The 26,942-nt window shown below is 60.1% G+C and carries 25 protein-coding genes; 16 read left to right on the top strand and 9 right to left on the bottom strand.

The window, feature by feature from the left end; genetic code table 11:
• The first annotated feature begins 15 nt into the window (after positions 1 to 15).
• The 8 genes from AABE20_RS12515 (at position 16) to AABE20_RS12480 (ending at position 8,831) form a co-directional block, all read left to right on the top strand.
• The gene (locus tag AABE20_RS12515) at positions 16 to 1,299 is read left to right on the top strand and encodes an OpgC family protein (RefSeq protein WP_338333370.1); all 1,284 of its coding nucleotides are present in this window, start codon (positions 16 to 18) and stop codon (positions 1,297 to 1,299) included.
• A gap of 88 nt (positions 1,300 to 1,387) precedes the next feature.
• Positions 1,388 to 2,929 carry a DegQ family serine endoprotease gene (locus AABE20_RS12510; protein WP_338333415.1) on the top strand — a complete coding sequence of 514 codons (1,542 nt, stop codon included), beginning with the start codon at positions 1,388 to 1,390 and terminating at the stop codon, positions 2,927 to 2,929.
• Between the two features lie 29 nt (positions 2,930 to 2,958).
• Positions 2,959 to 4,005, top strand: a complete 1,047-nt coding sequence (locus tag AABE20_RS12505; RefSeq protein ID WP_338333369.1) for an FUSC family protein — start codon at positions 2,959 to 2,961, stop codon at positions 4,003 to 4,005.
• Positions 4,006 to 4,100: 95 nt separating this feature from the next.
• The gene (locus tag AABE20_RS12500) at positions 4,101 to 5,084 is read left to right on the top strand and encodes a quinone oxidoreductase family protein (RefSeq protein ID WP_338333368.1); all 984 of its coding nucleotides are present in this window, start codon (positions 4,101 to 4,103) and stop codon (positions 5,082 to 5,084) included.
• Positions 5,085 to 5,121: 37 nt separating this feature from the next.
• Positions 5,122 to 5,325 (top strand): hypothetical protein, encoded by a 204-nt coding sequence (locus tag AABE20_RS12495; protein WP_338333367.1) that lies wholly within the window; start codon positions 5,122 to 5,124, stop codon positions 5,323 to 5,325.
• Between the two features lie 219 nt (positions 5,326 to 5,544).
• Complete coding sequence (locus AABE20_RS12490; protein WP_338333414.1) at positions 5,545 to 6,219, top strand: hypothetical protein; 675 nt, start codon at positions 5,545 to 5,547, stop codon at positions 6,217 to 6,219.
• Between the two features lie 459 nt (positions 6,220 to 6,678).
• The gene (locus AABE20_RS12485; RefSeq protein ID WP_338333366.1) at positions 6,679 to 7,620 is read left to right on the top strand and encodes a DNA adenine methylase; all 942 of its coding nucleotides are present in this window, start codon (positions 6,679 to 6,681) and stop codon (positions 7,618 to 7,620) included.
• A gap of 89 nt (positions 7,621 to 7,709) precedes the next feature.
• Positions 7,710 to 8,831, top strand: coding sequence for a restriction endonuclease, SacI family (locus AABE20_RS12480; protein WP_338333365.1), 1,122 nt, complete (start codon positions 7,710 to 7,712; stop codon positions 8,829 to 8,831).
• Here AABE20_RS12480 and AABE20_RS12475 read toward each other — a convergent pair.
• The 3 genes from AABE20_RS12475 to AABE20_RS12465 all read right to left on the bottom strand — a co-directional run bounded on the left by AABE20_RS12475 (position 8,770) and on the right by AABE20_RS12465 (position 10,602).
• A complete protein-coding gene (locus AABE20_RS12475) occupies positions 8,770 to 9,021 on the bottom strand; it encodes a hypothetical protein (protein WP_338333364.1) in 252 nt (83 codons plus the stop codon). The genes AABE20_RS12480 and AABE20_RS12475 overlap by 62 nt on opposite strands.
• Before the next feature lie 23 nt (positions 9,022 to 9,044).
• Entirely contained in the window at positions 9,045 to 9,215 is a 171-nt protein-coding gene (locus tag AABE20_RS12470; RefSeq protein WP_338333363.1) for a hypothetical protein, read from the bottom strand.
• A 394-nt stretch (positions 9,216 to 9,609) separates the two neighbouring features.
• Positions 9,610 to 10,602, bottom strand: coding sequence for an SDR family NAD(P)-dependent oxidoreductase (locus tag AABE20_RS12465; RefSeq protein WP_338333362.1), 993 nt, complete (start codon positions 10,600 to 10,602; stop codon positions 9,610 to 9,612).
• A gap of 123 nt (positions 10,603 to 10,725) precedes the next feature.
• Here AABE20_RS12465 and AABE20_RS12460 point away from each other — a divergent pair, with 123 nt between their 5' ends.
• Positions 10,726 to 11,304, top strand: a complete 579-nt coding sequence (locus AABE20_RS12460; RefSeq protein WP_338333361.1) for a TetR/AcrR family transcriptional regulator — start codon at positions 10,726 to 10,728, stop codon at positions 11,302 to 11,304.
• A 126-nt stretch (positions 11,305 to 11,430) separates the two neighbouring features.
• Here the strand turns inward: AABE20_RS12460 and ilvD are convergent, their stop codons facing one another.
• Positions 11,431 to 13,299: a dihydroxy-acid dehydratase gene (gene ilvD, locus AABE20_RS12455; protein ID WP_338333360.1), complete on the bottom strand. Its 1,869-nt coding sequence runs from the start codon at positions 13,297 to 13,299 to the stop codon at positions 11,431 to 11,433.
• A gap of 329 nt (positions 13,300 to 13,628) precedes the next feature.
• Here ilvD and pstC point away from each other — a divergent pair, with 329 nt between their 5' ends.
• From pstC to phoU, 4 genes are read left to right on the top strand one after another with little or no spacing between them, the layout of a single operon-like run.
• On the top strand, positions 13,629 to 14,612 hold the full coding sequence (pstC, locus tag AABE20_RS12450) for a phosphate ABC transporter permease subunit PstC (protein ID WP_338333359.1): 984 nt from the start codon (positions 13,629 to 13,631) through the stop codon (positions 14,610 to 14,612).
• Between the two features lie 2 nt (positions 14,613 to 14,614).
• On the top strand, positions 14,615 to 15,490 hold the full coding sequence (pstA, locus tag AABE20_RS12445; RefSeq protein ID WP_338333358.1) for a phosphate ABC transporter permease PstA: 876 nt from the start codon (positions 14,615 to 14,617) through the stop codon (positions 15,488 to 15,490).
• Positions 15,487 to 16,320: a phosphate ABC transporter ATP-binding protein PstB gene (pstB, locus tag AABE20_RS12440; RefSeq protein ID WP_408740938.1), complete on the top strand. Its 834-nt coding sequence runs from the start codon at positions 15,487 to 15,489 to the stop codon at positions 16,318 to 16,320. Before pstA ends, pstB begins: the two co-directional genes overlap by 4 nt.
• A gap of 33 nt (positions 16,321 to 16,353) precedes the next feature.
• A complete protein-coding gene (gene phoU, locus AABE20_RS12435; RefSeq protein ID WP_338333357.1) occupies positions 16,354 to 17,070 on the top strand; it encodes a phosphate signaling complex protein PhoU in 717 nt (238 codons plus the stop codon).
• 111 nt (positions 17,071 to 17,181) lie between these two features.
• On the opposite strand, the gene AABE20_RS12430 is transcribed toward phoU, so the two are convergent.
• Both AABE20_RS12430 and AABE20_RS12425 read right to left on the bottom strand, forming a co-directional pair.
• Positions 17,182 to 18,069 (bottom strand): SDR family oxidoreductase, encoded by an 888-nt coding sequence (locus AABE20_RS12430; protein WP_338333356.1) that lies wholly within the window; start codon positions 18,067 to 18,069, stop codon positions 17,182 to 17,184.
• Positions 18,070 to 18,095: 26 nt separating this feature from the next.
• Positions 18,096 to 19,436, bottom strand: coding sequence for an aq_1923 C-terminal domain (locus AABE20_RS12425; RefSeq protein ID WP_338333355.1), 1,341 nt, complete (start codon positions 19,434 to 19,436; stop codon positions 18,096 to 18,098).
• 203 nt (positions 19,437 to 19,639) lie between these two features.
• Here AABE20_RS12425 and rplM point away from each other — a divergent pair, with 203 nt between their 5' ends.
• Both rplM and rpsI read left to right on the top strand, forming a co-directional pair.
• Complete coding sequence (gene rplM / locus AABE20_RS12420; RefSeq protein ID WP_338333354.1) at positions 19,640 to 20,116, top strand: 50S ribosomal protein L13; 477 nt, start codon at positions 19,640 to 19,642, stop codon at positions 20,114 to 20,116.
• A gap of 4 nt (positions 20,117 to 20,120) precedes the next feature.
• On the top strand, positions 20,121 to 20,609 hold the full coding sequence (gene rpsI, locus AABE20_RS12415; protein WP_086646120.1) for a 30S ribosomal protein S9: 489 nt from the start codon (positions 20,121 to 20,123) through the stop codon (positions 20,607 to 20,609).
• 90 nt (positions 20,610 to 20,699) lie between these two features.
• Here rpsI and AABE20_RS12410 read toward each other — a convergent pair whose 3' ends face one another.
• Complete coding sequence (locus tag AABE20_RS12410; RefSeq protein WP_408740952.1) at positions 20,700 to 22,223, bottom strand: S10 family peptidase; 1,524 nt, start codon at positions 22,221 to 22,223, stop codon at positions 20,700 to 20,702.
• A 205-nt stretch (positions 22,224 to 22,428) separates the two neighbouring features.
• Here AABE20_RS12410 and AABE20_RS12405 point away from each other — a divergent pair, with 205 nt between their 5' ends.
• Positions 22,429 to 22,983, top strand: coding sequence for a hypothetical protein (locus AABE20_RS12405; RefSeq protein ID WP_338333352.1), 555 nt, complete (start codon positions 22,429 to 22,431; stop codon positions 22,981 to 22,983).
• Positions 22,984 to 23,097: 114 nt separating this feature from the next.
• Here AABE20_RS12405 and AABE20_RS12400 read toward each other — a convergent pair whose 3' ends face one another.
• On the bottom strand, positions 23,098 to 24,864 hold the full coding sequence (locus tag AABE20_RS12400; protein ID WP_338333351.1) for a DEAD/DEAH box helicase: 1,767 nt from the start codon (positions 24,862 to 24,864) through the stop codon (positions 23,098 to 23,100).
• Positions 24,865 to 24,993: 129 nt separating this feature from the next.
• Positions 24,994 to 26,931 (bottom strand): hypothetical protein, encoded by a 1,938-nt coding sequence (locus AABE20_RS12395; RefSeq protein WP_338333350.1) that lies wholly within the window; start codon positions 26,929 to 26,931, stop codon positions 24,994 to 24,996.
• Positions 26,932 to 26,942: the final 11 nt, after the last annotated feature.

Raw genomic sequence — 26,942 nt, 5'->3', positions numbered from 1 at the left:
TGCCGAAAGGGTAAGATGCAGGCACACACGGACGCACATACGAACAAGGCAGGCGCAGTGCAGGGCGTAACCCCCGGCGCACATCAGGCACAGCCTGCCCCCAGTACGCAGGCCACCGTGGCGGAGGGGGGAGCACCCTCCACCCCTGCCGCCCCCGCGCCCCCGCGCAGCCGCCGCGACCACAGGATTGACGCCCTGCGCGGTGCCGCCCTGCTGATGATGTTTATTGACCATATTCCGCAGAACCTGCTCAACCGCTTTACCATGCGCAACGTGGGCTTTGCCGATGCGGCAGAGGTGTTTGTGCTGCTGGCGGGCTATGCCTCGTGGTTGGCCTATGGGCGGGGTTTTACCAAATACGGTGTGCTGCCTACCCTGCAACGCCTGTTCAAACGTTGTGTGCAGCTCTACATCGGGCAGACCATTATGGTTATGGCCTATGTGTTTACGGTGCGCGGCTGGCGGCATTTTACCCCGGTTTCGGTTGACTATCTGGAACCCGAACTGGCGCATGGTCTGGGCTGGGTCTGGCGGGTGATGATGTTTGACGCCCTGCCATCCAACCTTAACATCATGCCGCTTTACCTTGTGCTGCTGACCGGCTTTCCCATTTTTTACCTGCTTATGCGTGTCCACCGCTCACTGGCGCTTTTGCTGTCCGGGGCGTTGTGGATGCTGGTGAACATGGACCCGGAGCTGAACTTTCCCAACTGGCTGGACCCCGATGGCTGGTACTTCAACCCGCTGGCATGGCAGTTCCTGTTTGCCCTCGGGCTGACCGCCTCCGCCCAGATACAGCAGCGTGGGCGGGACTTCAAACGGGTGCCAGCCCTTGCGGCGCTGTGCTGGGTGTACTTGCTGTTTTCGGCCATTCAGGCATTCCCCTGGACATTGTGGGGGCTGCCAGACCTGCGCCCGTTCGGCAACACGCTGGCCCCGGCCAAAAGCTGGCTCTCGCCTTTGCGGCTGTTTGACGTGATGGCCATTTTCTACCTTGTCCAGTCCTCTGAGCCAGCGCGCCAGTGGGCGGCCGAATCGTGGGTGGGGCAGGAACTGGCCCGTGTTGGCCGGAGTTCGCTGGAGGTCTTTGTGGTCGGCACCATACTGGACCTTTACGCCCGCCTGATCTTCAGCACCTTTGGGGAAGGCTGGGGTTTGCAGATTGCGGTTAACGTTGTGGGGCTGGCTATTCTGATCGGCCTTGCCTCATGGCTGGACCGGCGGCGTGCGCGTGCGCGTGCGGCCAAACCGGCGGTGGCTCCCCCCAAGGCGGTGGCCACCAGCCCGACCGGGGGGTAGGTGGTGCTTGCCGTTTTGGCACGCCATGAATAACCTTACCCTCCAGTGTGTAAGAATTGTCCTGTTCCGGCAGAAAGTTGTGTTGTCCATGCGTGTGTCCGTCCGTCTGCTCTGCTCTGTTTCCCTCTCCTCCGTGCTGGTGGCGGGGCTTGGCGTTCTGGCCCCGCTGCACGCGGCGGATGCGCCAGCCCCGGCACCGGTTCCAGCCGTTGTGGCGGCAGGGGGGCGCGCGCCAGACAGCTTTGCCGACCTTGCAGCCCGCCTGCTGCCTGCGGTGGTCAACGTGTCCACCACCCAGACCGTGCGTGAGGCGGATGCCGAGGAGGATGACGAGGACGACCAGCTCCCCCAGATGCCCAACTTCCCGCAGGGGTCTCCGTTCGAGAAGTTTTTTCATGACTTCATGAACCGCCAGACAGACCCCAACGCGCCGCCCCGGCGCATGCAGGCCCTTGGTTCGGGCTTTATTATTGACCCCACGGGTTACATCGTGACCAACAACCACGTTATCCGCAAAGCCGACCGCATCACTGTAACCTTGCAGGACAACACGGTGCTGAGTGCCCACGCCGTAGGGCATGATGACCGCACGGATCTGGCGTTGCTGAAAGTGGACAGCAAAAAGCCGCTCCCCTTTGTCAGCTTTGGGGATAGCGAACACCGCCGGGTGGGGGACTGGGTTCTGGCCATTGGCAACCCGTTTGGCCTGTCCGGCACGGTCACCGCGGGCATTATTTCCTCACGCGGGCGCAATATCGACCAAGGCCCGTATGATGACTTTATCCAGACCGACGCCCCCATCAACAAAGGCAATTCCGGCGGCCCGCTGTTTGATATGGACGGCAATGTTATTGGTGTGAACACCGCCATTTACTCGCCTTCCGGCGGGTCGGTGGGCATTGGCTTTTCCATTCCCTCAAACGAGGCGCGCGGCGTTGTGGAGCAGTTGCGCAAGACGGGCAAGGTCTCGCGCGGGTGGCTGGGTGTGCGTATTCAGAACGTCACGCAGGACATAGCCGACGGGCTGGGCCTGACCTCCCCCACTGGCGCGCTGGTGGCCGGGGTGGAAAAAGGCGGCCCCGCCGACAAGGCCGGGCTTAAAACGGGCGATGTGATCCAGAGCCTGAACGGCCAGCCGATCGAGGGCAAAGCCCTGCCGCGCCTGTCCGCCCAACTGCCTGTTGGTACACAGGCCAGGCTGGGCCTGTGGCGGCATGGCAAGGTTATGGACGTGCCGGTCACTATTGGCGCCCTGCCCGAAACCCCGGAGGAAGCACCGGCCAAGGCCGCGCCCGCGCCCAAAACCGCAGCGTCTGTCAGCTTTGCCGATTTTGGCTTTACCGTTGGCCCGCTCGATGCCGCGGGGCGGCAGAAATACAGCCTGCCCACAGGCCTGAAGGGGGTTCTGGTCACCAGTGTTAAGCCCGATGGCACGGCGGCGGATAGGGGGCTGAAGGAAGGCGATGTGATAACCGAGGTGCAACAGGCCGAGGTTGGCACGCCAGCAGCGCTCAAACAGCGGATCGAGGCGGCGCGTAAAGCCAAAAAGCGCTCGGTCCTGCTTTTGGTGCATGACGCGGATGGCCTGCGCTGGATTCCCTTCCCCCTCAGCACGGAGGACGCACCCTGATTGCACTCCTAACGGGCAAACGCACGCCCGTGCTGGACATAAGCCGGTATTGCCCGTGGCTTGCACGGTGGCTGAGCAACGCCACCGTATGCCAGACCGTACGCCTGCTCAGTGCAGTGGGGGTTGCGGGATTTGTGGCGTGGCTGACCAACCTGCAAGAACCGGGCTGGGCGCTTATTACGTCGGTTATTGTCACCCAGAACAGTATTACGGACACAATCTCCAAAGGGCGTGACCAGTTGGTGGGCACGCTCATTGGGGCTACGGCCAGCATTGCGCCCATTACGCTGCTTATGTTCCTGCACTGGCCGTTATGGATGGCGTTTACCATTGCGTTTGTGCCACTGGCCATTCTGGTCTCATGGAAGCCCGAGGCCCGCATGGGTGTGGTCACGCTTATGGTGGCCATTCTCTTTCCATCCGATAACGATCCCTATCTGCGCCCGATCGAGCGCGTTCTGGCTATTCTGATCGGGGTTGGCTCGGGCACACTGGTGACTTACGTGGTCCTGCACGAGCAGGCCCGGCGGGACGCCTTCCGCAACGCAGCCCTTACGGTGCGCCAGATTGTGGCCATGCTGCAAAAGGCCCGCAACGGGCATGTGGAATGGTCGGTCATTCAGGACATGAATGACGAATGCGCGGCCTCCTTGCGCAAGGTGCAGGCCGCGCTGGAGGAAGCCCGGCGCGAACACTGGCGCCCGCTGGATGAGCGCGACCCCATGCTGGCCCGCCTGCCACCGGGTATCAGACAGTTGCAGATGGATGCGCTGGTTGTGGCCCGCGCCATGCTGGTGCTGCCCCAGAGTGCCACGGCGGAGGAGCTGGAGCGTGCGGCCAGCGTGCGCGCGGGCATGTTGCGGGGCTTCCAGTGGATTATCCAGCGGTGCGAGAGCGAGGCCGTGGCCCGCACGGGGGATGAATACCGCATTGCGGCGGAAGTGATGGCCGCCTTGCCAACGGAAAATGAAACGGCAGACCCGATCATACGTTTTGTGGTGGGTATTCTGCTTACGGACCTGCGCCAGCTTATCCAGCTTCTGGGTGAGGACGACAGGGACCGCGCGGCCCCATAAACCACCAAAGTGGCGGCCAGCCCGTGCGCGCCACCGTGGCGTAGTCCACGGTCCCACCCGCAGCCGCCACCCTGACAAGCAAAGGGGCGAACAGCATGACGGCGCAGCATAATCAGGTTGTCCGGGTCCACCAGACCGGCGGGCCGGACGTTCTTTTGCCCGAGTTCGTATCCGTCCCGCTCCCGCACAGGGGCGAGGTGCTGGTGCGGCAGGAGGCGATCGGCGTCAATTTTATCGACACGTATTTTCGCAGCGGGCTGTACAAGTTCCCCCACCTGCCCGCCATCCCCGGCATGGAAGGGGCGGGGGTGGTGGAGGCCGTGGGGGCCGATGTTGTGGGCCTGAGCGTTGGCGCGCGCGTGGCGTATGCCGGTGTGCTGGGGGGGTATGCCCAGCACCGGCTGGTCCCTGCCGAACGGCTGGTGGTTCTGCCCGATGGGATTTCTACCGAGGTTGCGGCCTCGGTCATGCTGCGTGGCCTGTCTGCCCATATGCTGCTGTGGCAGGTCCACAAGGTGCGGCGGGGGGAGAGCATTCTGGTCTATGCCCCTGCGGGTGGGGTGGGGCAGTTGTTGTGCCAGTGGGGCAGCTACCTTGGGGCGCGGGTGATTGGTGTGACCTCATCGGAGCACAAGGCGGATATTGCGCGCGCCTGCGGTGCGGCGGATGTGCTGGTCGGCACAGACAACCTGCCCGAACGTGTGCGCGCACTGACCAACGGGGCCATGGTGCCCGTTGTGTACGACAGCATTGGCCGCGCCACGTTCGAGACCAGTCTGGCCTGCCTTGCCCCGCGTGGGCTTATGGTCAGCTACGGCAATGCCTCCGGCTCGGTTACGGGGGTGGATGTGGGCGTGCTGGCCGCCAGAGGCAGCCTGTACCTGACCCGGCCCACGCTTTCGAACTACATAGGCACCCGCCCGGCACTGGAGGCGGCGGCGCAGGAGCTGTTTGCCATGCTGGAGCAGGGCGCGCTGCGCCCCACCACAGGCCAGCGTTTTGCACTGGCCGAAGCCCAGAAAGCGCACGAGGCGCTGGAGGCGGGCGCAACCACGGGCAGCACCATTTTGCTACCATAAGTATTTTGCGCGGCAGGCATGAGGCAGGGCGGGGGTTATGGCTGCCAGATGGCATGACGTGGCGCGCCATATACGCTACAAAGGCACGGAGACGCCCGACCCGTGTTGGGTGGAACCCCTTATTGAGGATGCTCAAAACATGGCAAAATGCCCCAAATCCCCCTGTGCACGCGGTATTCTGGCTCTGGGCCTGATTGCAGCGGTTGTTTATTTCATTCGTAAAAAGAAATGCTGTGGCTGATCGCGCGTCGGGCCTGTTCAAGAACGCCCGACACACGGCAAAAACCCGTCTGGTTCGCCAGACGGGTTTTTTTATGCGCAACACCAGTGTGTGCCGCAGGGGTGAACATGCAACGCAACGCTGTGGCTTGTGTTATGGTGTAGGCGTTGTATCACTGCCGGTAACACATCTGGCCTGGCGCAGTCCGCCTCAGGCTTCTGACGGAAAGGATTGAGAGTGTTGCATCCTCTTGTTTCCCGCTTTTCCTCCAAGGCTGCGGCCTCTGTTGCAGTCTGTGCGCTCGGGTTTGCGGGTCTGGCCACACTGGCCCTGCCAACGGCTGCACACGCGCAGGCTTCTGTTCTGCTCAAAAGCCAGCAGGCCAGTGCCGTGGTGGAAAGTGTTGACCGCGAAGCGCGCGAACTGCTGCTGCGTGAAAGCAATGGCCACCTGCTGACCATTGAATACGGGGCCGCCGTAAAGGACGTGCCGCACCTGCATGAAGGGGACGAGCTGAAAATCCAGTTCGTGGAAACGCTGGGCGCGCAGTTGGCGCCTCCGGGTAGCCCGCTGCCCGAATCCACGCTGACTACAGCCCGTGGCTTTGTGCACGGCCACCCGCGCGGCATTATTGCGGCCTTTAACCGCGAGCGCGCTCTGGTCAAAACCATTGACCTGCCCACGAGCACCATTTCCTTCACCACGGAGGGGGATGATTCCCTGCACGTTGCGGTCCTGCGGACCAAGGCCATGCAGGATTTCCTCAAAACCCTCAAAATTGGTGATGTGGTGGATATTACCCGCGCTGAATCCATTACCTACATTGTAACCAACAAGACCGTGCCCCAGCCGACCCCCGCAACACCCCAGCTTGCCGCTCCGGCAGGCGATGTTGTGGCGCCAGCCGCACGTTAACACCTAATTCTGGGTGTGCCACGCCCCTACACTGGGTTCATAACCCGGCGCAGGGCGTGGTCTGGGCAACAGCCCCGCACGGATAGCCAGCCCAGAGGCGGCTTTATCCCCTATTCCTGAAAATTGATGCTCCTGCGCAGGATAATGGTCTTCTGAATGCCGTGAGGGTGAAGGGAAAACAGGAAGCTGACGAATAGACTGGATGGTAGTAGAAGCCGCAGGTGTGAGGAGGGGCGCATTTGAAGGTGTATAAGGAACAGGGAAAATGCCAGCAGACTGAGATGGTGCAGGCACTAATGTGAGGCCGTTGTCGGGGTGGGCCGTTTCGTTCCCAGTCGAGGGATTACGGTAGCGGGCCTGACTTTTCTAGCACTTCGGGGTTGTTGTGTAGCCTTTCGGGAAATTTTTTTATGACATCGATTGGGCTCAAAATCGGGCTTGAGAAGGGAAAAACCGAGTATGACCAAGGTGGCACCAATAGTTAAACGTGGGCGAGGGGTCTCTCCAATCTATTTGAATGAAGACGACCAGCCAGAACAATCAAATGTTATTTATATGCGCCCTCGCAGGCGGCGGCGTATCGTTTTTGGTTGGTATGGTGGAAAGTTTTCACATCTTGATTGGATTCTTCCTTTGCTACCAAAGTGTCATCATTACTGTGAACCGTTCGCAGGTTCAGGCGCAGTACTTATAAATCGTGAACCATCACCAGTTGAAACTTACAATGACATAGACGGAGACGTAGTAAATTTTTTTCGAGTTCTTCGTGATCGTCATGAAGAACTGATTAGGGCCATTGCGTTAACACCATTTTCCCGTGAGGAATATCATCGGGCGATTTATGGTATTATGAGAGGTATAAGTGACGTGGAACGGGCAAGACGGTTTTACATCAAGGCTCGTCAGACTCGCACGGGGCTTGCTCAAACAGCTTCTCTTGGTCGATGGGCAAACTGCAAAGATACGAGCCGGGCTGGTATGTCAGGTGTTGTATCGCGTTGGCTTGGCGGTGTGGATGCGCTAGATGACATCGCCCAGCGACTCATTCGTGTGCAGATCGAAAACCGTCCTGCTGTCGATGTTATCCGTCTGTATGATAGCCCCAAAACGCTTTTCTATTGTGATCCACCCTATCTGCATGCCACACGCGGCGATGCTAATGCCTATGGTTTCGAGATGGACGAAAGCCAGCATCGTGAGTTTTCCGAGGCTGTCAATGAGTGCAATGGCATGGTGGCTGTGTCAGGGTATGACCACCCATTGATGAACGAGCTATTTAAGCCAGGTCGTTGGTTCAAAACCCGAGGTCCAGACAAGACTATCCATTCGACCAAGGGTAAAAGGTCTGAAGTCCTGTGGACGAATTATGATCCCAAGCATCATATCGGGCTGTTTGAATAAGGGCATTTAAAGCGTCGTGTATCGATGCCATCCCGACGATATGCATATTTTTTGGGGCTGTTGTAGCTATAAAGAACGAGAGAAACTTGATGAAACAAGAAGAAATACTAAAAAATATTCAAGAGAGAGCCGAAGCCACATTAAATAAGTCTGTAATTTCAGATTCAGTAATTCGAGGGCGTGTTGATTATGTTTGTCGCTGTATAAGCAACAGAGCTGGGGTTCGATTACTTATGTCATGTCTGCTTGGGAAATTGGATAGACCAAACGTTGATCCACGTAAGCCTTACACAGAGATTGGGGGAGAGGACAGTTTTTCTGGCCGTACCTATGATGAACGTTACCTGACCAAATTCATCAATGAACACCGACTTCCAGTTAATCCGACTACGGCTTTTCTTACCCCTACGCTACGTAATATAGATTACATGCTGACTACTGATCGAGAGCTTGTTGGCAGACCACGTGATCTTTATAAAAAAACGCTTGAGCTATTGGAAGATGTAGCCTTGGGTCATATTTCTGCTGACGTAATGTTTGTAGAAACCGTGCGCGTATTATTATTGCTGCGTGATGAAAAACTGGCCCGTATGAATTCCTTGTTGGAAGCTTTGGGTCGTACAGAAGGGTCATTACCTCTTTCATCAGAGGCTATTGTTACATTGATAGGTCAGCACCTTTCTTGCAAGAATGCCAGCCGTTTGCCGGTACTAATTGTCGCTGCGGCCTATGAATCTGCTGGGGTGCAATTGTCTGAAAGTATGCTTCCTCTAAATTCTCACAATGCAGCCGATCTTCAAACGGGGTCATTGGGAGATGTGGAAATCTGTTTGGTAGATGATGATTCTGTTGTTACTGCTTATGAAATGAAGATGAAGCGTGTCACGCAAAATGACATTGAGGTGGCGGTTACTAAAATAGCGAGAGCGCCAAATAAGATTCAGAACTACCTATTCGTGACTACAGATGTAATTGACCCGATTGTGGCTAATTATGCATCGACGTTTTATGAAAAAACTGATGGAACCGAGATTGCTATTCTTGATTGCATTGGTTTCCTGCGTCATTTTCTTCATCTGTTCCATCGTATTCGGGCGGATTATCTTAATGCTTATCAAGCGCTGATTTTGAATGAACCAGATTCGGCGGTTAGCCAGACTCTAAAAGAGGCTTTTTTGGCATTAAGGCAAGTTGCAGAAAGTGGAGAATGATTGGTGGTATGTTTGTCTCTAATTGATTAACTTGGTGCTGCTCTATCACTCTTTTTTTGGGGGCTGGTGGGGTGGCTTTGTTTAACCATCCTCCAATAGTCACACCGTCACGTTTGGCAGCGGCAAGAGCTGTATTTCTAACTTCCGGGTGAGCCTCACGAATTGACCACTGTTTAAGTTCGTCTGTCATGTCTGCCTCCTTTGCCTGACCAGTCAGACAAATAGTTCCTCTTGAGGGTCTTTCTTGAACTCAAAGCGCAGCTTAGAGACCCTTCGGTCGGTTTTGATAGGTTTCCATTCAATTAACCAGCCGTCTTTCTCGATCAGCTCTTTGACTGCTGGTTTTATGATTTTAACAAGGTTTTGTTTTTCTATTGCCTCCATAAAAGTACAGAATTATTCTGTTGCGCATCCAGATAATCTGGTATATTTTTTGTAAATTATATTATATAATGAATAATCAACAGTATATATAGAGAATAGCATTGCATTGATTTGGTTTATACTTATCGAATCGCGCCTTAATTCTGTTAAGTGCGGGGTGGCTTAAACATGCCTGCACGCGTAGCCTGCGGTTGCCCCCTCTGCCATGTGCGCTTTTTTGATCGGGGGGCGATAAGGATTTGTGTGGAATTATAAAAATTACAGAATCAGGAACAGTTTTTGCGCAATAACCAGATCGGGTTCCACCGGGCTGTGCCGGTGGAATGGGTGGGGCGGGTGCGTGTTGGAATACCCCCTGTAGAGAGCAGGGGGTATTGAGAAAAACCGTGTTATTTTACAAAAATGTCTCGCCGACCATTTCCTCGCTTTTTTCCCATAATGCCTTTGCGTGTGCGGGGTTAACGGCATAGGCCCGTACACCGCCATCGTTCAGTGCGCCCGATGCCGCATCGGGCACGACGGGGGCTACGTGGCAGTCCTCGCAGTAATGGCTACCAACGGCATCGGCCGGAGCCACAACGCCCGCCCAGACGGATGTTGCAGCCCCTTGCGGAATTGTCTTGAATACAAAAGGAGGTTTTCCTGCCTCGGTGGCCTGTGCGTTAAGCTGCTCGACCATGGTTTCCAGCGCGCCATCTGGCAGGTGGCGGGTCAGTTCGGTCATAATCCCGCCGGGGTGGATGGCTGTTGCCCGCACACCCCGTGCCTTGTGCCGTGCATCAAACGCCACCGCGAACAGAATATTGGCGGTTTTGGAGCGGCCATAGGCCACCCACGGGTTATAGGGTGTGTGGGCAAAGTTGGGGTCGCTCAGGTCCACATCCGCAAAGCGGTGCCCGGCGGAGGATACGTTCACCACGCGCGCGCCAGCATGCAACAGCCCGGCAATGCGGTTGATCAGCACAAAATGGCCAAGGTGGTTGGTGCCAAACTGGGTTTCAAACCCGTCTTTGGTGTGCCCCATGGGGGCGGCCATAACCCCGGCATTGGCAATAATCAGGTCAAACGGTTTGGCCTGCGTGTTCAGGTGGTCGGCGGCGGCGCGTACACTGCTCAGGTCCGCCAGATCAAGGGCAAGCAGGTCAAACGTGCCCCCACCACTCTGTGCTGCTGCGCGGAGCGGTGCGGTGGCGCGTTCGGCCTTGGCAAGGTTGCGCGCAGTCCCCACGACCGTGGCGCCGTGGGCGACCAGGGCGCGGGCTGTTTCCACCCCCAGTCCTGCGGATACGCCGGTTACAAGAACGCGCTTGCCGGTAAGGGAGACACCGGACAGAACATCCTCCGTGGTGGATGTTGCGCCAAACTGCTGTGTTTGTGTTCGTGCCATGACTGGTCTCCGGCATTATAAGGAGCGCCGCGCCTTGCGGGAGGGGCGCTCGGGGAGTTATGTGGAAGCATGCTCCGCTTAAATATATACGGAGCATTCCTCCGTTTAACAAGAGGGGAAAAAGTGGAAGAGGGTCACACACGCCGCCGCAAGCCACGCAGCGATGGGCAAAAAAACCGCGCACACCTGCTGCAAACAGCCAAAGCGGCCTTTGGTGCGGGGGAGGCAGACATCCCGCTGGACGAGATTGCCCGGCGCGCAGGCGTGGGCATTGGCACGTTGTACCGCCACTTTTCCAACCGGGATGCGCTGATCGAGGCCGTCTATCGGGAGGAGCTGAGCAGGCTTTCGCTGGCCGCGACCGATCTGGCGCGCACCAGCCCCCCCGTGGAGGCGCTGCGGGCATGGATGAAGCTGTTTGTGGATTACATTGCCACCAAGCAGGTTATTGCCCCTGCGCTGAACAGTCTGATCGGTGGTACGGGCGCACTGTACGCGGATTCGCGCACCATACTCAAAGCCACCATCGACCAGCTTATTGCGCGCGCTGTGCAAAGTGGTGAAATCAGCCCCGATATTGAACCGCTGGACCTGCTATGCGCGCTTGCTGGTGTGTCCAACTACGCAACAGGTCCGGGGTGGGAGGCCAGCGCCAAAAGGCTGGTGGATATTCTGATCGCGGGGTCGCGCACAGGGGGCTAAGGGCTAAGCGCTTGGGGCTGGTGGGCCTGTCGGAGCCTGCATGCGTGGCGTGTTGCATAAAAAAACCCCCGCAAGGCGGTAGGCCCTGCGGGGGTTTTGTGCCTGTAGCGCCTTTGGGCTGCTGGCTTAGCGCGGGGTGCGGCGGGTTAGCTGGCTTACGTCGCGCACCGCGCCACGGGCGGCGCTGGTGGTCAGGGCCGCATAGGCTTTGAGCGCGTTGGAAACCACACGTTCACGCTTGGGCTGCCATGCCAGATCGCCCAGATCATCCATACGGGCGCGGCGCTGGGAGAGCACACTCTCCGCCACAGCCACGGACAGGCGGCGGTTGGGAATGTCGATCTCGATCGTATCGCCTTCCTCGACCAGCCCGATCACCCCGCCTTCGCCCGCTTCGGGGGAGATATGGCCAATGGACAGGCCCGAACTCCCGCCAGAAAAACGGCCATCGGTAATGAGCGCGCATTTTTCGGCCAGACCTTTGGATTTAAGGTAGCTGGTGGGGTACAGCATTTCCTGCATGCCGGGGCCACCTTTGGGGCCTTCGTAGCGGATCAGCACCACATCGCCGGGGTTGATTCTGTTGCCCAGAATGGCGCTGACCGCATCATCCTGACTTTCAAAAATCCGTGCAGGGCCAGAGAATGTTTCCAGCCCTTTGGCAACGCCCGCGGTTTTAACAATCGCGCCGTCTTCGGCCAGATTGCCGTACAGCACGCACAGCCCGCCATCCTGATTATAGGCATGGACCCCATCGCGGATGGCGCCATCGGTCTGGTCCGTATCCAGCGTTTTGTATGTGCTGGACTGCGAGAACGCGACCGTGGTGCGAACACCCCCCGGTGCTGCGCTAAAAAACTCCCGCGCAGGCGTGTTGGCCTCGGCTCCGGGGGCGCGGATGTCCCATTTTGCCAGTGCTTCGGGCAGGTTGGCGGCGTGGACCATGTTTACGTCGCGGTGCAGCAGGCCCAGCCGGTCCAGCTCGCCCATAATGGCAGGAATACCGCCTGCGCGGTGCACGTCTTCCATGTGCACATCCGCGCGGGAGGGGGAAACCTTGCACAGATGCGGCACCTTGCGGGACAGGCGGTCAATATCCTGCATGGTAAAGGGCACTTCGCCCTCGTGGGCTGCGGCCAGCAGATGCAGCACCGTGTTGGTGGAGCCACCCATGGCAATATCGACCGACATGGCGTTCTCAAACGCGGCCATGGTGGCAATGCTGCGGGGCAGGACCGAGGTATCGCCCCCTTCGTAGTAGCGGCGGGCAAGGTCCACAATGCGGTGGCCTGCCTCCACAAACAGGTTGCGGCGGGCGGCATGGGTGGCCACAAGGCTGCCATTGCCGGGCAGGGACAGGCCGAGGGCTTCGGTCAGGCAGTTCATGGAATTGGCGGTGAACATGCCAGAGCAGGACCCGCAGGTGGGGCAGGCGGAACGCTCGATGGCAAGGGAGTCGGCCTCGCTCACACCCGGGCTTGCGGCTGCGACCATGGAGGTCACAAGGTCTGCGCGCTGTTCAATATCATCCAGTGTGACCCGCCCTGCTTCCATGGGGCCACCGGAGACAAAAATAACAGGAATGTTCAGCCGCATGGAGGCCATGAGCATGCCCGGCGTAATTTTGTCGCAGTTGCTGATGCAGACAATGGCGTCCGCGCAATGGGCGTTCACCATGTATTCCACCGCATCGGCAATCAGCTCGCGCGAGGGCAGGCTGTACAGCATGCCGCCATGGCCCATGGCAATGCCGTCATCCACCGCAATGGTGTTGAACTCACGCCCGATGCCACCGGCCTCGGCAATGGCTTCGCACACAAGCTGGCCCATGTCCTTGAGGTGAACATGGCCGGGCACGAACTGGGTAAAGGAGTTGGCGACGGCAATAATGGGTTTGCCAAAGTCGGAGTCTTTTACACCGGTTGCGCGCCACAGGCTGCGGGCACCCGCCATATTGCGCCCGTGGGTGGTGGTGCGTGATCGGTAACCGGCCATTATCGGGGTCTCTTCTGCTGTTGCGCTGGGTAAGGCAGCGGGGTCGTGGGGTATGCGCGGTGGGTTCACCGGCAAAGGCTTGGGCACATTACGCCACATTGTGCTGGCTGTCAGGGCTGGATTATGCAGAAATGGATGAGCAGGTTCCCGGTTGCCGGGGGATGACGCTGCGAGGTGCTGGTCCGTTCTGTGCCAATGTCCCTGATAACACTACAGTTTTGTGACAAAACTCTGTTTAATGGGACTTTCATGGGGTCTCCGTGTTGCAGGAGAGGACGGCGTTCAGTATTTCTCGCCCCATCCGGCTGATAGTTCGGAACGGAGAGCAGATGGAAATTCCCGCACGGCAGTCCCTGCCCGCGATGAAACAGGCCCCTTCCCATCAGGGAGGGCAAAAGGGCGACCCCGCCTTCAGGCTTCTGGTAACGGCAACAGGTGTTGGCGTGCTGGTTGTTCTGGGCGCTATCATTGCCGTTATGGTGAGTGGTGGCTGGAAGGCGTTTGCAACCTTTGGTCCGGGCTTTCTGGTTTCCGCAGTATGGAACCCGGTCACGCAACATTTTGGGGCGGCAGCTCCTGTATTTGGCACCGTTATCAGCAGTGCGCTTGCCCTGCTTGTGGCCGTGCCGCTGGCTTTTGGCACCGCGTTCTGGCTGACCGCTCTGGCCCCCCCTTCGGCGGCTTCGGTCATTGGTATGGCCGTGCAACTGCTGGCTGCCGTGCCCTCCATTATTTTTGGCATGTGGGGCTTTTTTGTGGTGGTGCCGGTGGTGGCGCATTACGTGCAGCCCGCCGCCCGCCAGATTTTTGGGCATGTGCCCGGCCTGTCCGCCCTTGTGGCGGGTGCGCCCTTTGGCACGGGCCTGTTTACGGCCGCCCTTATTCTGGCGGTCATGATCACCCCTTCCATTACCGCCGTTATGCGCGATGTGTTCCTGTCCATGCCTGCTGTGCTGCGTGAGAGCGGGTACGGGCTGGGAGCCACCCGGTGGGAGGTCATGCGCTACGTGGTTCTGCCGTGGTCGCGGCAGGGGGTTGTGGGCGGCATTGTGCTGGGCATGGGCCGCGCCATGGGCGAGACCATGGCCGTGACCTTTGTGATCGGGGATAGCAACCATATTGGCTGGTCCCTGTTTGCCCCGGCCAACACCATTGCCTCGCTGATCGCCCTTGAATTCCCCGAAAGCCCGGCAGGGAGCCTTAAACTGGCATCCCTTATGGCTCTGGGCGCCATTCTTATGGCCATCTCCTTTGTAACACTCTGGTTCTCCCGCTGGCTGCTGGCCCGTGGCGAACAGGCAGCAGGACGTTGAGGATGAAGGCGAACAATACCCTCATGCGGGCGGATCGCTCCGCCTCGCTGCTGTGGCGGCGGCATATGTGCGACAAGCTGGCAACGGGCCTGAGCTGGCTTGGTATGCTGATTGTGGTGTTCATGCTCGGCTCCATCCTGTGGACCCTGTTCAAAAACGGTCTGGCGGGCATGAGCGTGCATCTGTTCACCATGTCCATGGCAGCACCCGGGCAGCCCGGCGGGCTGGCCAACGCCATTATGGGCAGCATTATCCAGACCGGCCTTGCCATTCTGATTGGCGCGCCAGCCGGGCTGATGACGGGCATCTATCTGGCCGAATACGGCACAACCAGCCGCATGGCGCGCATTGTGCGCTTTGTGTCGGACATGCTGCTTTCCGCGCCGTCCATCCTGATCGGCCTGTTTATTTACATGATGCTGGTTGTGCCGTTCGGGCATTTTTCCGGCCTGTCGGGCGCTGTGGCGCTGGCTATTCTGGCCATGCCCATTGTGGTTCGCACGACCGAGGACATGCTGCGTCTGGTCCCCGTTGCCATGCGTGAGGCAGGCATTGCGCTGGGTGCGCCCAAATGGCGGGTGATCCTGTTCATTTGTGTGCGGGCCGTGCGTGCGGGCATTATGACCGGCGTGCTGCTGGCCATAGCCCGCGTGGCGGGCGAGACGGCCCCCCTGCTGTTTACCTCTTTGGGCAATTCCGAATGGTCGCTCGACCTTGGGCGTCCCATGGCCAGCCTGCCCGTGGCCATCTACCAGTATGCAGGGTCGGCCTATCAGGACTGGATGCAGCAGGCATGGACCGGCGCGCTACTGGTTACACTGGGTGTGCTTATTATTAATATTGTAGTGCGGGTCGGAACCCGCGGAGGACGGTCATGAGCGTAGAGGTTCCCGTAAAGACGGCAGGCATGACCCAACCGTTGGACAGCACCGCCGCCAGCAAGGACACCCCCCACCCCGTGGCCATGCAGGTCAAGGGTCTGAACTTCTATTACGGTACGTCCCACGCTTTGCACGACATCTCGCTCGACTTCCCCGAGCGTAGTGTTACGGGCATGATCGGGCCTTCAGGCTGCGGCAAGTCCACCCTGCTGCGTGTGCTCAACCGGATGTACGACCTGTACCCCGGCCAGCGCGCCACGGGCGAAGTGATTTTTGACAAGCAGAACATCCTGAATTCCGGGGTGGACCTGAACGTCCTGCGCTCGCGTATTGGCATGGTGTTTCAAAAACCAACACCGTTCCCCATGTCCATTTATGACAACATCGCTTTTGGCATCCGCCTGCACGAGCGCGTTTCCCGCTCCGAAATGGACGGACGGGTGGAGGACGCCCTGCGCCGCGTGGCCCTGTGGCCGGAAGTGCAGGACCGGCTGAGCGCTTCGGCCACCGCCCTGTCGGGTGGGCAGCAGCAGCGCCTGTGCATTGCCCGCACCATTGCCGTGCGCCCGGAAGTGATTTTGCTGGATGAGCCAACAAGTGCGCTCGACCCGGTCTCCACCGCCCGGATCGAGGAGCTGCTCGATGAGCTTAAAACCGAGTTCACCATTGCCATTGTAACGCACAACATGCAGCAGGCTGCCCGTTGTGCGGATCAGGTGGCGTTTTTCTATATGGGCCGCCTGATCGAAGTGGACAGCACCGCCCGTATGTTCACCACCCCGCGTGAACAGCAGACGCAGGACTACATCACAGGCCGCTTTGGCTAAAGGCCATTAGGGTAAGGCACGGAGGAAAGCGTTATGGGCAACGAACCCGCACATACCATTACCCGCTACGATCAGGAGCTTGATCGGCTGCGTGGCATTGTGGCGCGCATGGGTGGTCTGGTCGAGCGGCAGACCGCTCAGGCCATCACTGCTGTGGTGAACCAGAATGAAGAAGCCGCTCTGGAACCCCCCGAGCTGGACCCCGAAGTAGACGCGCTTGAACGCGAGGCCGAAATGCTGGCCATTCGCATTCTGGCCCTGCGCGCCCCCATGGCGGTGGACCTGCGCGTTATTGTGGCCGTGCTCAAAATGAGCGGCGACCTTGAGCGGATCGGGGATTACGCATCCTCCATTGCGCGCAGGGCTGCCAAGGTGGAAGTTCTGGACGGGGCTATTTCCTTTAGCGCCCTGCGGGCCATGGCCCGTCTGGTGCAGGAAAACCTGCACATGGCCGTGGAATCCATGGTCGAGAACGACGCCGAGCGCGCTCAGGAAGTGTGGAAAGCCGATACAGCGGTGGACGAACTGTACACCACCATGTTCCGCGAACTGGTCACCTACATGATGGAAGACCCCCGCAAGATCGGGCCGTGCATCCATCTGCTGTTCGTCGCCAAAAACCTTGAGCGGATCGGGGACCACGCCACCAATATTGCCGAGCGTGTGTACTACGCGGTTACGGGGGAAATGCTGCCATCCGTGCGTCCGCGCGGGGGGGCTGCGCGCACCAATATCGAACAGCCGGAATAAGTCTGGCTGAACACTCTTTCGGCCTTCATAGGGCCGTTCAGGGCATGCGGGCATTCTGGCTGTAAACAGCCGGGGTGCCCGTTTTTTGTTGGGCTGCTGGCCTGCGGGGTTTTAGCCGTGCGGGGTGTGCAGGCCCGCATCAAAAAACGTGTGGTGCAGACCTTCGGCCAGCCCTATGGGCTGCACACCCAGTATGGTCCGCATGGGGGTAATATCAACATTCTTGTTTTCCAGCAGGCGGCGGATTTCCTCCGGGGCTACGCGCGGCAGGCCGGGCACATGGGCCGCCATGCGCGCAAGCCCCATAAGCAGGCCCGTGGGCAGGCTTATGGTTGAGCGGGGCGCAAGCCCTGCGGCCTCGGCCACCATGGCGGCAAACTGGCGGTAGGGCAGGGCGTCCGCTCCGGCAATAACCATACTGTGCGGCCCATCCCACGCGCGGTTCAGGGCGGCCAGAATGCAGGCTGTAACATCCCCCTGCCAGATGGGCTGCACCAGTGCGCGCCCCCCACCGGGCAGGGGGGTAAAGGGGAGCTGGCGCAGCACGGCGGCCAGCCGTTGCACGGTGTTCTCGCCCTGTGCGCCGTAAATCATGGTGGGGTGCAAAATCACACCGGACCGGCCAGAGGCCAGAAAAGCCTGTTCGCCCAAAAGCACGCCATTGCCGTGCGCGTCTGGCCAGCGGGTCAGCTTGCGTGTGCTGCCAAGGCACACCAGCCGGGCCGTGGCGGGGGCTGTGGCCAGCAATGCGGGTATGTGGCGGGCATGGGCTGTGCAGACAATACGTGTGGCATCGGCCAGTGCGGCGCGCAGCGGGCCTGTTGGCCCCTCCAGATCGGCAACACGCAGGTCAGGCAGGTTTTTGGCGCGGGCAGGGTTGCGCACAATGGGCACAACCGGTGTGCCCCGCAGGCGCAGCGCCCGGCACACGGCCTGTCCCGACCGGCCAGAGGCCCCCAGAACATGCACGGGGTCTGTGTGGGGCTGTGTCCTGCGCATGCTGTGTCCCTATGGGGGAATGGGGGTTAGTGTGTTTGAACCGTCAGCCCGATTTTTTCTGCCTGTTCAGGCATGGCGGCAAGGCTGCCCAGACTTGCCACCACAAGCATGAGCGGCATGGGCTGTTCGGGTTTGATGCCAATGCTCAGGGTCTGTTTGCCCGGATTGGCCAGCCAGTTGAAGAAGCTGGCAAAAGCGGGGTTCTGCGCCGTGGCGGACTGGGCCTGCACATAGGCCAGAAAACCCTGTGGCGGCAGGCCACGGGCGCTGGCGATTGCGCCCAGTGCTCTGGGGACCAGCCCGTGGTCAATATAATCAAACGCTACGGATATGACCTGAAGGTCGGTGTTGCTGTCGACCAGCATGGAGGCGGATGTGGCCTGCCCAAGTTCGCCATGCATATGCAGCCGCCCCATATTGGCGGAGTCGATGCTAAAGGTTTCCACGTGCAGGGCGCCGGTTTTGGGGGTGTAGGTGTCGTTCAGCACCACATTGCCCACAAACCGGTCATACCCGAGTGAGGGCATCCAGCCCATGTTGGGCACGGTGGGCCACAGTTCCAGCCCCTGTATGCTGGACACTTCCTGCTCCGTGGCCTCGGTATGGGTTGCGTGGGAGAGCACGCGTTTTGCCCGCATGAGCGGAGCCGTGCCGTCCATGCTCAACTGGTCAATGGTGATGTCGCGCGTGCTGGGGTGGACGGTGTAGGGCGCGCCGGTGGTCAGGGTTTTGTACAGGTCCGCCAGCGCCACGCCGTCCACAACAAGGGAGGCGGCTTTAACATGGCGCGGTGGGGCCACATCGGTGGAGAGCTGCACGTTGCGGGCCTGTAGGTGCGATGTTTCGTTCGCGCCAAAGTCGTCCATGCTCGCGGTATCGGCGGAAATATCGGATTGCAGGGCGCTGACAAACCCGTGCAGGCCGGTTGCCTGCGCGTGGCCAATGCTCAGGGTCTGCACACCGGGGGCGGTGGGGTCTTCCGCCTTGGTGGGCAGGGCCAGATCGTCCATTTCCACTGTTTTCAGGTGCAGGCTGCCTGCGGGGTCCGCGAGCTGGAAGTTACGGAAGCTCAGGTGGTGAATGCGGGTGACCTCGGAATCCTGCGTGTCGGGCTTGGTCAGCTCGGCTTCATCGGCGGTCATGGTTTCTGGCCCCTGCCGGAACACAAGGCCGCTAAAGCGCACACTGCGGCCCAGCAGGCCCGGTTTTGCGCGCGTATAGGTGAAGGAGACATCCGGCCCCAGCGCCTGCTTGAACCGCTCGATCCCTTTATCAACCATGACATGCTCTGCATGGTGGGCGCCAAACCATGCGATTCCGCCAAGAATGGCAATGCCAGAGACCGTGACAAGAACGTTCTTCTTCACCCGTTGGAAATCCTGCTGTTTGCACCACAATCTTTAGCTTTAGTGCATGCGGGGGAGGCGGGCAAGCGCACGCACGGTAATATGTTACCTAGAGAAAACTGCCTGAAAATACGGTCATTAAGTGCAATAGTACTTGACGGTTTGATGCGCGCACATCATAACGCGCCATCAATACGTAACTGTTCTCATATGGAATCAGTGTCATGAAGACCACCCTCTCGCTGAAGCCCGCGGAGGTGACGAAGAACTGGATCCTGATCGATGCCGAAGGTCTCGCTCTGGGTCGTCTCGCCGTCATCATCGCCACGCGCCTGCGCGGCAAGCACAAGCCTCAGTTCACCCCGCATGTTGATTGCGGCGACCATGTTGTTGTCATCAACGCCGAAAAAGTGGCGCTGACCGGCAACAAGGCGGACCAGAAGCTCTTTCATTACCACACCGGCTATGCTGGCGGTATCAAGACCCGTACGGTCACGCAGCGCCTGAATGGCAAGCACCCCGGCCATCTGGTCGAAAAAGCCGTTGAACGCATGATCACGCGTGGTCCGCTCCAGCGCGACCAGATGCGGAACCTGCATGTGTATGCTGGCGCTGAACACCCCCACGGTGGTCAGACCCCCCAGGTGCTTGACGTTGCGGGCATGAACCGCAAGAACGTCGTTAACCCTCAGAAGGGCTGAGACAATGTCTGAAACTCAGGAACGTACAGGCACGCTGGCCGATCTGAAGACCGTTGCACCGGTTCTGGCCGATTCTGCTCCGGTTTACGAAGCCAAGCGTGACGCACAGGGCCGCTCCTACGCCACTGGCCGCCGTAAGGATGCCGTGGCCCGCGTATGGATCAAGCCGGGTAAAGGTGAAGTCACCGTTAACGGCCGTCCGGTTGTTCAGTATTTCGCACGCCCCGTGCTGCGTATGCTGCTCACCCAGCCCTTCCTTGTCTCCGATCGTTACAACCAGTTTGACGTGGTCTGCACCGTAACCGGTGGCGGTCTGTCTGGTCAGGCTGGTGCGGTTCGTCACGGTATCAGCCGTGCGCTGACCCACTACGAACCCGAACTGCGCAGCATCCTCAAGGCTGCTGGCTTCCTGACCCGCGATTCGCGTCAGGTTGAACGTAAAAAGTACGGTCGCGCCAAAGCCCGTCGTTCCTTCCAGTTCAGCAAGCGCTGATCTGGTTCGAACTTCGGATTTTCGTTCGGCAAACGGGCGGGGGGATTTTGGTCCTCCCGCCCGTTTTGCGTTTGGGGGGCTTTGGCCCCGTTAGGGGGCCAGAAAGGTGCGTACGTCCCGCGCAAGGGCTGCGCGGCTGTCCGGGCGGGTGTAGAGCATGTGCCCACCGGGGTACACATGCAGCCCGATGCGCCCATGCCCCACGGGAATATGCTCCGCCACCCAGCGGGAGGAGGCATAGGGGCACACAAGGTCATACGCCCCGTTGGCAATGAACACCCGCAAAGTGGGGTTCAGGGCCAGCAGGCGGCGCAGGGTGGGTATGGGGCGCACGATGGGGGCGTTCGTATCGCGGTAGTCCCATGCCTGACTAATGGCGTAGTTGAGCAGGTTGTAGCTCAGATCCGTCTGGTAGCGCAGCTCGGTTGCGGCGTAGTGCTCAAACGCGCTGCCATAGGCGTGGCCAAACCCGTCCAGCGTGGGTTCGGGGCTTTCGGCATTGTCCACCCCTTCGGGGAAGGGGTCCGCAATGGACAGGGTTGCATCGTACAGCGAATACAGGCGGCCATCGCGGCTGCGGATGTCATGTGCCTCTGGCCGGGGCATGCCGCGCTGTTTGGCAATAATATCCTGCTCAATGCCGGTGTGGTTGGCCACGACTTCGTAAAAATCATCCGCCGCATCCCCCGTGGGGGGCGTGCCCGCCAGTGTGCTCAGGTACGGCCCCACGGCGTACTGGTAGGCCTTGTCCAGATGCTGGGTCAGGTTTTCGGGGGTCAGCTTGTGCTGGAGGGCCAGATTGGCTGCCTCAAGCGAGGGCAGCACAAAGGCTTCGGCCAGAATGTCATTCTCTGTATCCAGCAGGGTCATATCCAGTGCGGGGGAGATCATGACAATGCCGTTGAGCAGAATGTGCTGGTCCTCGGCCAGCGCGTTGGCCACCTCTATGGCGCGCAGGCCACCGTAGCTTTCCCCCGCAAGGTAGCGCGGGGAGGTCAGGCGTTTGTTGGTGTTGGCCCAGAGCTGAATGGCTTTGGCAAAGGTTTTGGCGTCCTGTCGAACCCCATAGAACTGCTTGTCCGCCTGTTTGGGGTCGGTCGGGACCGACCAGCCCGTGCCCGGTGCATCCAGAAAAACCAGATCCGCCGCACCCAGCCAGCTTTCGGGGTTGGGTTTGATCTGGGCATTGGCCCCATCGGCAGGGTTGCCGGTAGGAAAATCGAGCATGACCGGCCCTGCCGCCCCAAGGTGCAGGTAAGCGGTGCCAGCCCCCGGTCCGCCATTAAAAAAATACACAACCGGCCTGTGTGCGGGGTCCGCGCCATCGCGCGTGTAGGCGGTGTAGAACATGCGTGCCGTGGGCTTGCCCGCATCATCACGCAGGGTCAGCGTACCTGCGGTTGCGGTATAGGTCATTTTTTGCCCACCAAATGTGCCGTTATGGTGGGTTATGGAGTCCTTGGGCAGCATGGCGGCGGCATCATGGAACGTATCGGCCCCATCGGGGGTCTGGGCGGGCTGGCCTGCTTCGGCCTTGGCCGGGGCGGGTGGCGTGGCCGCCAGTGCGGTGGTGGACAGGCACACGGCAAGGCAGAAGGGCAGGGCGGACCACAGGCCAGCGCGGGTGGTGGTACGGTGGTACGGTGCTGGGTGTGTGATCAAGGTCTGTCTTCCTTTGCCGCATTTGTGCAGGAGCCATGCTGCGTGTGCAAACGTGTTCCTGCAAGGGTGGGGTGGACTATTTTTTGCCCTAATCCCATGTCTTACACATAACCGATGTTCGCGCTTTTATGGTGTGGAACACAGGAAAGGAATATTTATGCTCTCTATTCGGAAAATTGCGCTTCTGGGCCTGCCTCTGGTCGCCTTTGCTGGCGCGGCCTCTGTTGCGCATGCCGACCCGTGCCTGTCCCTGAGCGGCTGCCTCCAGCAGGGTGCGGAAAATCAGGTCAATTCCGCCAAGGACTCGGTCAAGAACGCAGGGAGCCAGTTTACGTCTGGTGTGCGCGATCAGGCCAAACAGCGTTGGAACAATGCAACCGAAGCCGAGCGCGAAAAGCTGCTGGCCAAGGGTGGCGCGCTGACCAGCACAGGCGCTAACGCCACGGAAAAACTGAACAACGCGGAAAAAACCGTAAAGGACCGCTGGAACAACGCCAGCACGGCCGAACGGCAGAAAATTCTGGCCCAGCGTGACAAGCTCACAGGTGCCGCCACCGCAGCAACGGGTAGCGTCAGCAGTGCGGAACAGAATGTGAAGGACCGTTGGAACAACGCCTCCCAGAGCACCAAAAACGCATGGAAGAGCAAAAAAGATCGTCTGAAGTCGGACGTGAACAACGCAACGACCCTGCCGTCCATTCCCTCCCTGTAAGGGAAGGCATGACTGCGGGCCTTACGGCCCGACAGGCACAAAAAAGGCTGCTCCCCTTATCGGGGGCAGCCTTTTTTGTTGGTCCCCCACGCCAAAAAGTGGGGGAGGCCTCCGTTACTTGCGCTTGCGCGAAGACGGGCCGGATTTGCCAGAAGGCGGGCCTTTGCGGTCAAAATTGGCGCGGCCTTTGGGTGGGCCACGGCGTTCGCCAAAGGGGGGGCGGCCACCACCACCCGCACCGGGCGGGCCTTTGCGGGGGGCTGCTGCGGGTTCCACAGTCATTTCGTCCGCATCGGCGGCGGCGGCGCAGGCGGCAAAGCGTTCGGCTTTGTCGGGGGCGATTTCCACCAGCGTGTGGTCGTTTACAATGCGGATTGCGCCAATATCCTGCTTTTTAATGCCGCCCAGACGGCACAGCACAGGCACCAGCCATTTGGGGTCTGCCCGGTCTGCCCGACCAACGGACAGGCGGAACCAGCTCCCGTTCATGTCCGGTGCGCGTTCACGCGGCTCACGCGGGGGGGCGTTTTCGTCCCGTGGGCCACGGGTGCGGGTGGCATCGGGTGTGATCACGCGCAGGTGGGCCGGTTCGGGCAGGCTTTTGCGCCACATGCCCACAAGAGCGGTCGCAAGCTGCTCGGGGGTATGCTCGGCCACAAGGCGTGCGGTCAGAGCCTGAATGTTCTCGTTCTCTGAAGGGGGGAGCGAGAGGAAGTGTGCGCTCAGAAGGCGCTCTGCATCGGCTTCGGCAATCGCCTGCGGGCTGGGTGCGCCGCTCCATTCCGCTGTAACCTTGGCAGCCTGCAACAGGCGTTCGGCCAAGCGGCGGCGTGCGGGCGGGACCAGCAGCACACAGGTGCCCTTTTTGCCTGCCCGGCCCGTACGGCCCGAGCGGTGCAGCAGGGTTGCGGGGTTGGACGGCAGGCTGGCGTGAATGACCAGCCCGAGGTCTGGAATATCAATCCCACGCGCGGCCACGTCGGTTGCCACGCAAACGCGGGCCTGCCCGTGGCGCAGGCTTTCAATCGCGCGGGTACGTTCGTTCTGCCCCAGATCGCCCGAAATGGCGACGGAGGAAAAACCACGCTCGGTCAGAATGCTCTGGAGCTGCCGCACCGCCTCACGCGTGTGGCAGAACACAATGGCGGAAGGGGATTCGATCAGGCGCAGCACGTTCACCACGGCGCGGGCCATGTCGCCCTGATCAACCAGCACGCCACGGTAGGTAATGTCGGAATGTGGGGTGTTGGTGCCTACCGTATCCACGCGCAGGGCGTCGTGCTGGTAACGCTTGGCAAGACCTGCGATTTCACGCGCAATGGTGGCGGAAAACAGCAGGGTGCGGCGGTCCTTGGGGGTGGCGTCCAGCAGGGTTTCCAGCTCGTCACGGAAGCCGAGGTCGAGCATTTCGTCCGCTTCGTCCAGCACGGCGGCCTTGAGCTGCGACAGGTCGAGGTTGCCGCGCTTGAGGTGGTCGCACAGGCGGCCGGGCGTGCCGACAACAATGTGGCAGCCATTGGACAGGTTGCGCGCTTCCGTGCGGGGTTCCATGCCCCCTACGCAGGAGACAATGCGTGCGCCGGTCTTGGCGTACAGCCATTCCAGTTCGCTGCGGACCTGTAGGGCCAGCTCACGCGTGGGGGCAATAACCAGTGCCAGCGGCGCATTGGCTGGGCCGCAACGGTCTGCATCGTTCAGGAGTGTGTCGGCCAGAGACAAGCCAAAGGCCACCGTCTTGCCCGAACCCGTGCGGGCGGAAACAAGCAGGTCGCGGCCTTTTGCGTCATCGGCCAGAATGGCGGCTTGGACGGATGTAGGGGCTTCAAACCCGCGCGCGGCCAGAGCCTGAGCGAGCGGGGCGGGAGCATTTTGGAAAGGCATATAAATGAGGTCCAGACAAAACAGGCATGAAAGAGGGGAATAAAGCGTCCTGTCCGGAAAGACCTCTCTCTTGTGCCGGAGTTATATGCTGCTGACCCGCAGCACCCCGACAACGTGTAAAAGACATCCTTACTGGAAGGGTAGGTAACGGAAATCCATAAAGACTTCGCTCAGGCTGGTGTCTGGTGCGCCACCGTTGCCCTCCCACGCATGAATGCGCGAATAGGCAAGCTGCACGCCAGCTTCCACCGTACCATAACGGCCTTTAAGGAAACGATACCACGCTCCGACTGTGGCTTCCATAACACTATGGATGTTACTGCCAGCGGCACAATTACTACTCAGCTCGGTATAGCAGCCCGTGTTGTTATAGGCCGGGTTGCCATAACCATAGGCGTTGCCACCTTCCGAGAAGTAGCTGCGACCGGCCTGTTGGTAGCCAAAATAGCCATACACGTCAATGAGCGGGTTGGGGTGGGCGATAATTCCCGCCGTACCCTGCATGGAAAACAGCGGCGATGGCGCACCATTGGACTTGAGTGTGGCGTCTGGCAGCAGCACAGATCCGTAGCGGCCAATACCGTAGCCCGCAAGCCCGGCAATGCGGACTTCCACCTTATGCGGAATAACCGGCAGGATCATGGACCCACCACCCCCACCACCCACGGCGGTGTGGTTTTTGCCCGCCCCAAGGGTGGACACACGGTCATGCGGGAAGTGGAGAATCCCCTCCACCTCGTAATGGCCCCAGTGCGGGTCCCATGCGATTTTGCCAATGACATCGGGGGCAATTTCGTTGGGGAAGAGCGCGCCGTTGGTCAGCCCCGTGCCATCGGAGCCAATGGTGGCCACCTGCCCGCCGGGGGCACAGACCTGACCATCGCCCAGCGTGGTGGACCCGCATGTGCTGCCGCTCGTTCCAAACCCGTTGGTGTTGTACAGCGTTGCCGAGTTCTCAATCGACAGGCCGGTCCACAGGCGGTGGCTCAGGAAGTCCTTAACAAAGCGGAACTGCAACTGCCGGGACCATGTCTGCCCCGCCAGCATGGAGGATTCAATGGTTTCCGGCAGGCTTTCCTGTCGGGGAATAATGCCGACGCGGCCGGGGGTGAGCATGCTCCACGCCTGCCCGGCAAGGAAGTGGAAGTTCTCCTTGCTGTTGTCATAGGCTAGGTAGGCCTGACGCATGCGAAAGGCGTAGCTGTTGCTTTCATACGCATCGGTGGTGGAAGCGCCCGCGCCAAAATCCATTTCAAACACGCCGGAAATGGTGGAGTATTTATCAATATTCCCGCGCGCCATAAGCGAGAGGCGGCTGTAACGCGCGCTGCCTTCAAAATTGTCGGTATGGTAGCGCGGTTCGTTTTTGAACGGTGTGTCCTGCCAGAAGTTGAAGGTGCCGCTGGCGGTGTGGCGGTTGCTCTCCACGGCCGAGGCGTCAATAAACCCACCAAGGATCAGGGTGACAGGGCCAAGGTGGAACACGCCGTGGTCACCCAGCGCACCGGCGGCCTGCGCGCCCGCTGTTTCGCGCGAGTGGGGGCCAACGCCGTTTTCCGCCACGCGGGAGATCACGTCTTCCGCGCGGTGGCCTACCACGGATTCCACGGTCGGGCTGTCCTCAGCACCGCCAAATACGGGCTGGGCATCCGGGCCACCGGCACGGAAGTGCCCGTTGCCGCCAAGGTGGTGGGTGGCGGAGGCTGCACTCTCCTCACCCCGGTCGGCGGAGTTGACGGCAATGCCCGCCTCATGGTCCGCCGCATCCAGACTGGCGACCTGATGGGCCGCAAGGCCGTGGTGGGCGGCTGACGTGCCCGCATGGGCCAGTGTGCGGTGGGCCGCAATCTGCTTTTGCACGCTCACAAGGGCTTTCTGCAGCGCGCGCTGTTCGGACTGAATGCGCGAAATCTGCTGTTCCAGCGCATCAAGCGATGCCTCGTCCCCTGCGGCCATGGCTGGTGCGGCAAGGCACAGCAGCGGGCCGGAGGCCAGCATTGTGCCCATGCACAGGCTGGCTTTCATGCAGTGCGCCCAAGAGGCGTGCAGGGACTTAAAGATGCGCATGCTCTCTTCAT

Source organism: Acetobacter zythi, from assembly GCF_963921165.1.
In the GTDB taxonomy this organism is placed as follows: Bacteria; Pseudomonadota; Alphaproteobacteria; order Acetobacterales; family Acetobacteraceae; genus Acetobacter.
This window is presented reverse-complemented; position numbering and strand designations above follow the sequence as displayed.

Coding starts and splice junctions, on each gene's coding strand:
- AABE20_RS12510 (WP_338333415.1), top strand. CDS start 1,388: ATGCGTGTGTCCGTCCGTCTGCTCTGCTCTGTTTCCCTCTCCTCCGTG.
- AABE20_RS12470 (WP_338333363.1), bottom strand. CDS start 9,215: ATGGAGGCAATAGAAAAACAAAACCTTGTTAAAATCATAAAACCAGCA.
- AABE20_RS12485 (WP_338333366.1), top strand. CDS start 6,679: ATGACCAAGGTGGCACCAATAGTTAAACGTGGGCGAGGGGTCTCTCCA.
- rplM (WP_338333354.1), top strand. CDS start 19,640: ATGAAGACCACCCTCTCGCTGAAGCCCGCGGAGGTGACGAAGAACTGG.
- phoU (WP_338333357.1), top strand. CDS start 16,354: ATGGGCAACGAACCCGCACATACCATTACCCGCTACGATCAGGAGCTT.
- pstA (WP_338333358.1), top strand. CDS start 14,615: ATGAAGGCGAACAATACCCTCATGCGGGCGGATCGCTCCGCCTCGCTG.
- AABE20_RS12495 (WP_338333367.1), top strand. CDS start 5,122: ATGGCTGCCAGATGGCATGACGTGGCGCGCCATATACGCTACAAAGGC.
- rpsI (WP_086646120.1), top strand. CDS start 20,121: ATGTCTGAAACTCAGGAACGTACAGGCACGCTGGCCGATCTGAAGACC.
- ilvD (WP_338333360.1), bottom strand. CDS start 13,299: ATGGCCGGTTACCGATCACGCACCACCACCCACGGGCGCAATATGGCG.
- AABE20_RS12400 (WP_338333351.1), bottom strand. CDS start 24,864: ATGCCTTTCCAAAATGCTCCCGCCCCGCTCGCTCAGGCTCTGGCCGCG.
- pstC (WP_338333359.1), top strand. CDS start 13,629: ATGGAAATTCCCGCACGGCAGTCCCTGCCCGCGATGAAACAGGCCCCT.
- AABE20_RS12515 (WP_338333370.1), top strand. CDS start 16: ATGCAGGCACACACGGACGCACATACGAACAAGGCAGGCGCAGTGCAG.
- AABE20_RS12480 (WP_338333365.1), top strand. CDS start 7,710: ATGAAACAAGAAGAAATACTAAAAAATATTCAAGAGAGAGCCGAAGCC.
- AABE20_RS12465 (WP_338333362.1), bottom strand. CDS start 10,602: ATGGCACGAACACAAACACAGCAGTTTGGCGCAACATCCACCACGGAG.
- AABE20_RS12405 (WP_338333352.1), top strand. CDS start 22,429: ATGCTCTCTATTCGGAAAATTGCGCTTCTGGGCCTGCCTCTGGTCGCC.
- AABE20_RS12430 (WP_338333356.1), bottom strand. CDS start 18,069: ATGCGCAGGACACAGCCCCACACAGACCCCGTGCATGTTCTGGGGGCC.
- AABE20_RS12475 (WP_338333364.1), bottom strand. CDS start 9,021: ATGACAGACGAACTTAAACAGTGGTCAATTCGTGAGGCTCACCCGGAA.
- pstB (WP_408740938.1), top strand. CDS start 15,487: ATGAGCGTAGAGGTTCCCGTAAAGACGGCAGGCATGACCCAACCGTTG.
- AABE20_RS12500 (WP_338333368.1), top strand. CDS start 4,101: ATGACGGCGCAGCATAATCAGGTTGTCCGGGTCCACCAGACCGGCGGG.
- AABE20_RS12395 (WP_338333350.1), bottom strand. CDS start 26,931: ATGCGCATCTTTAAGTCCCTGCACGCCTCTTGGGCGCACTGCATGAAA.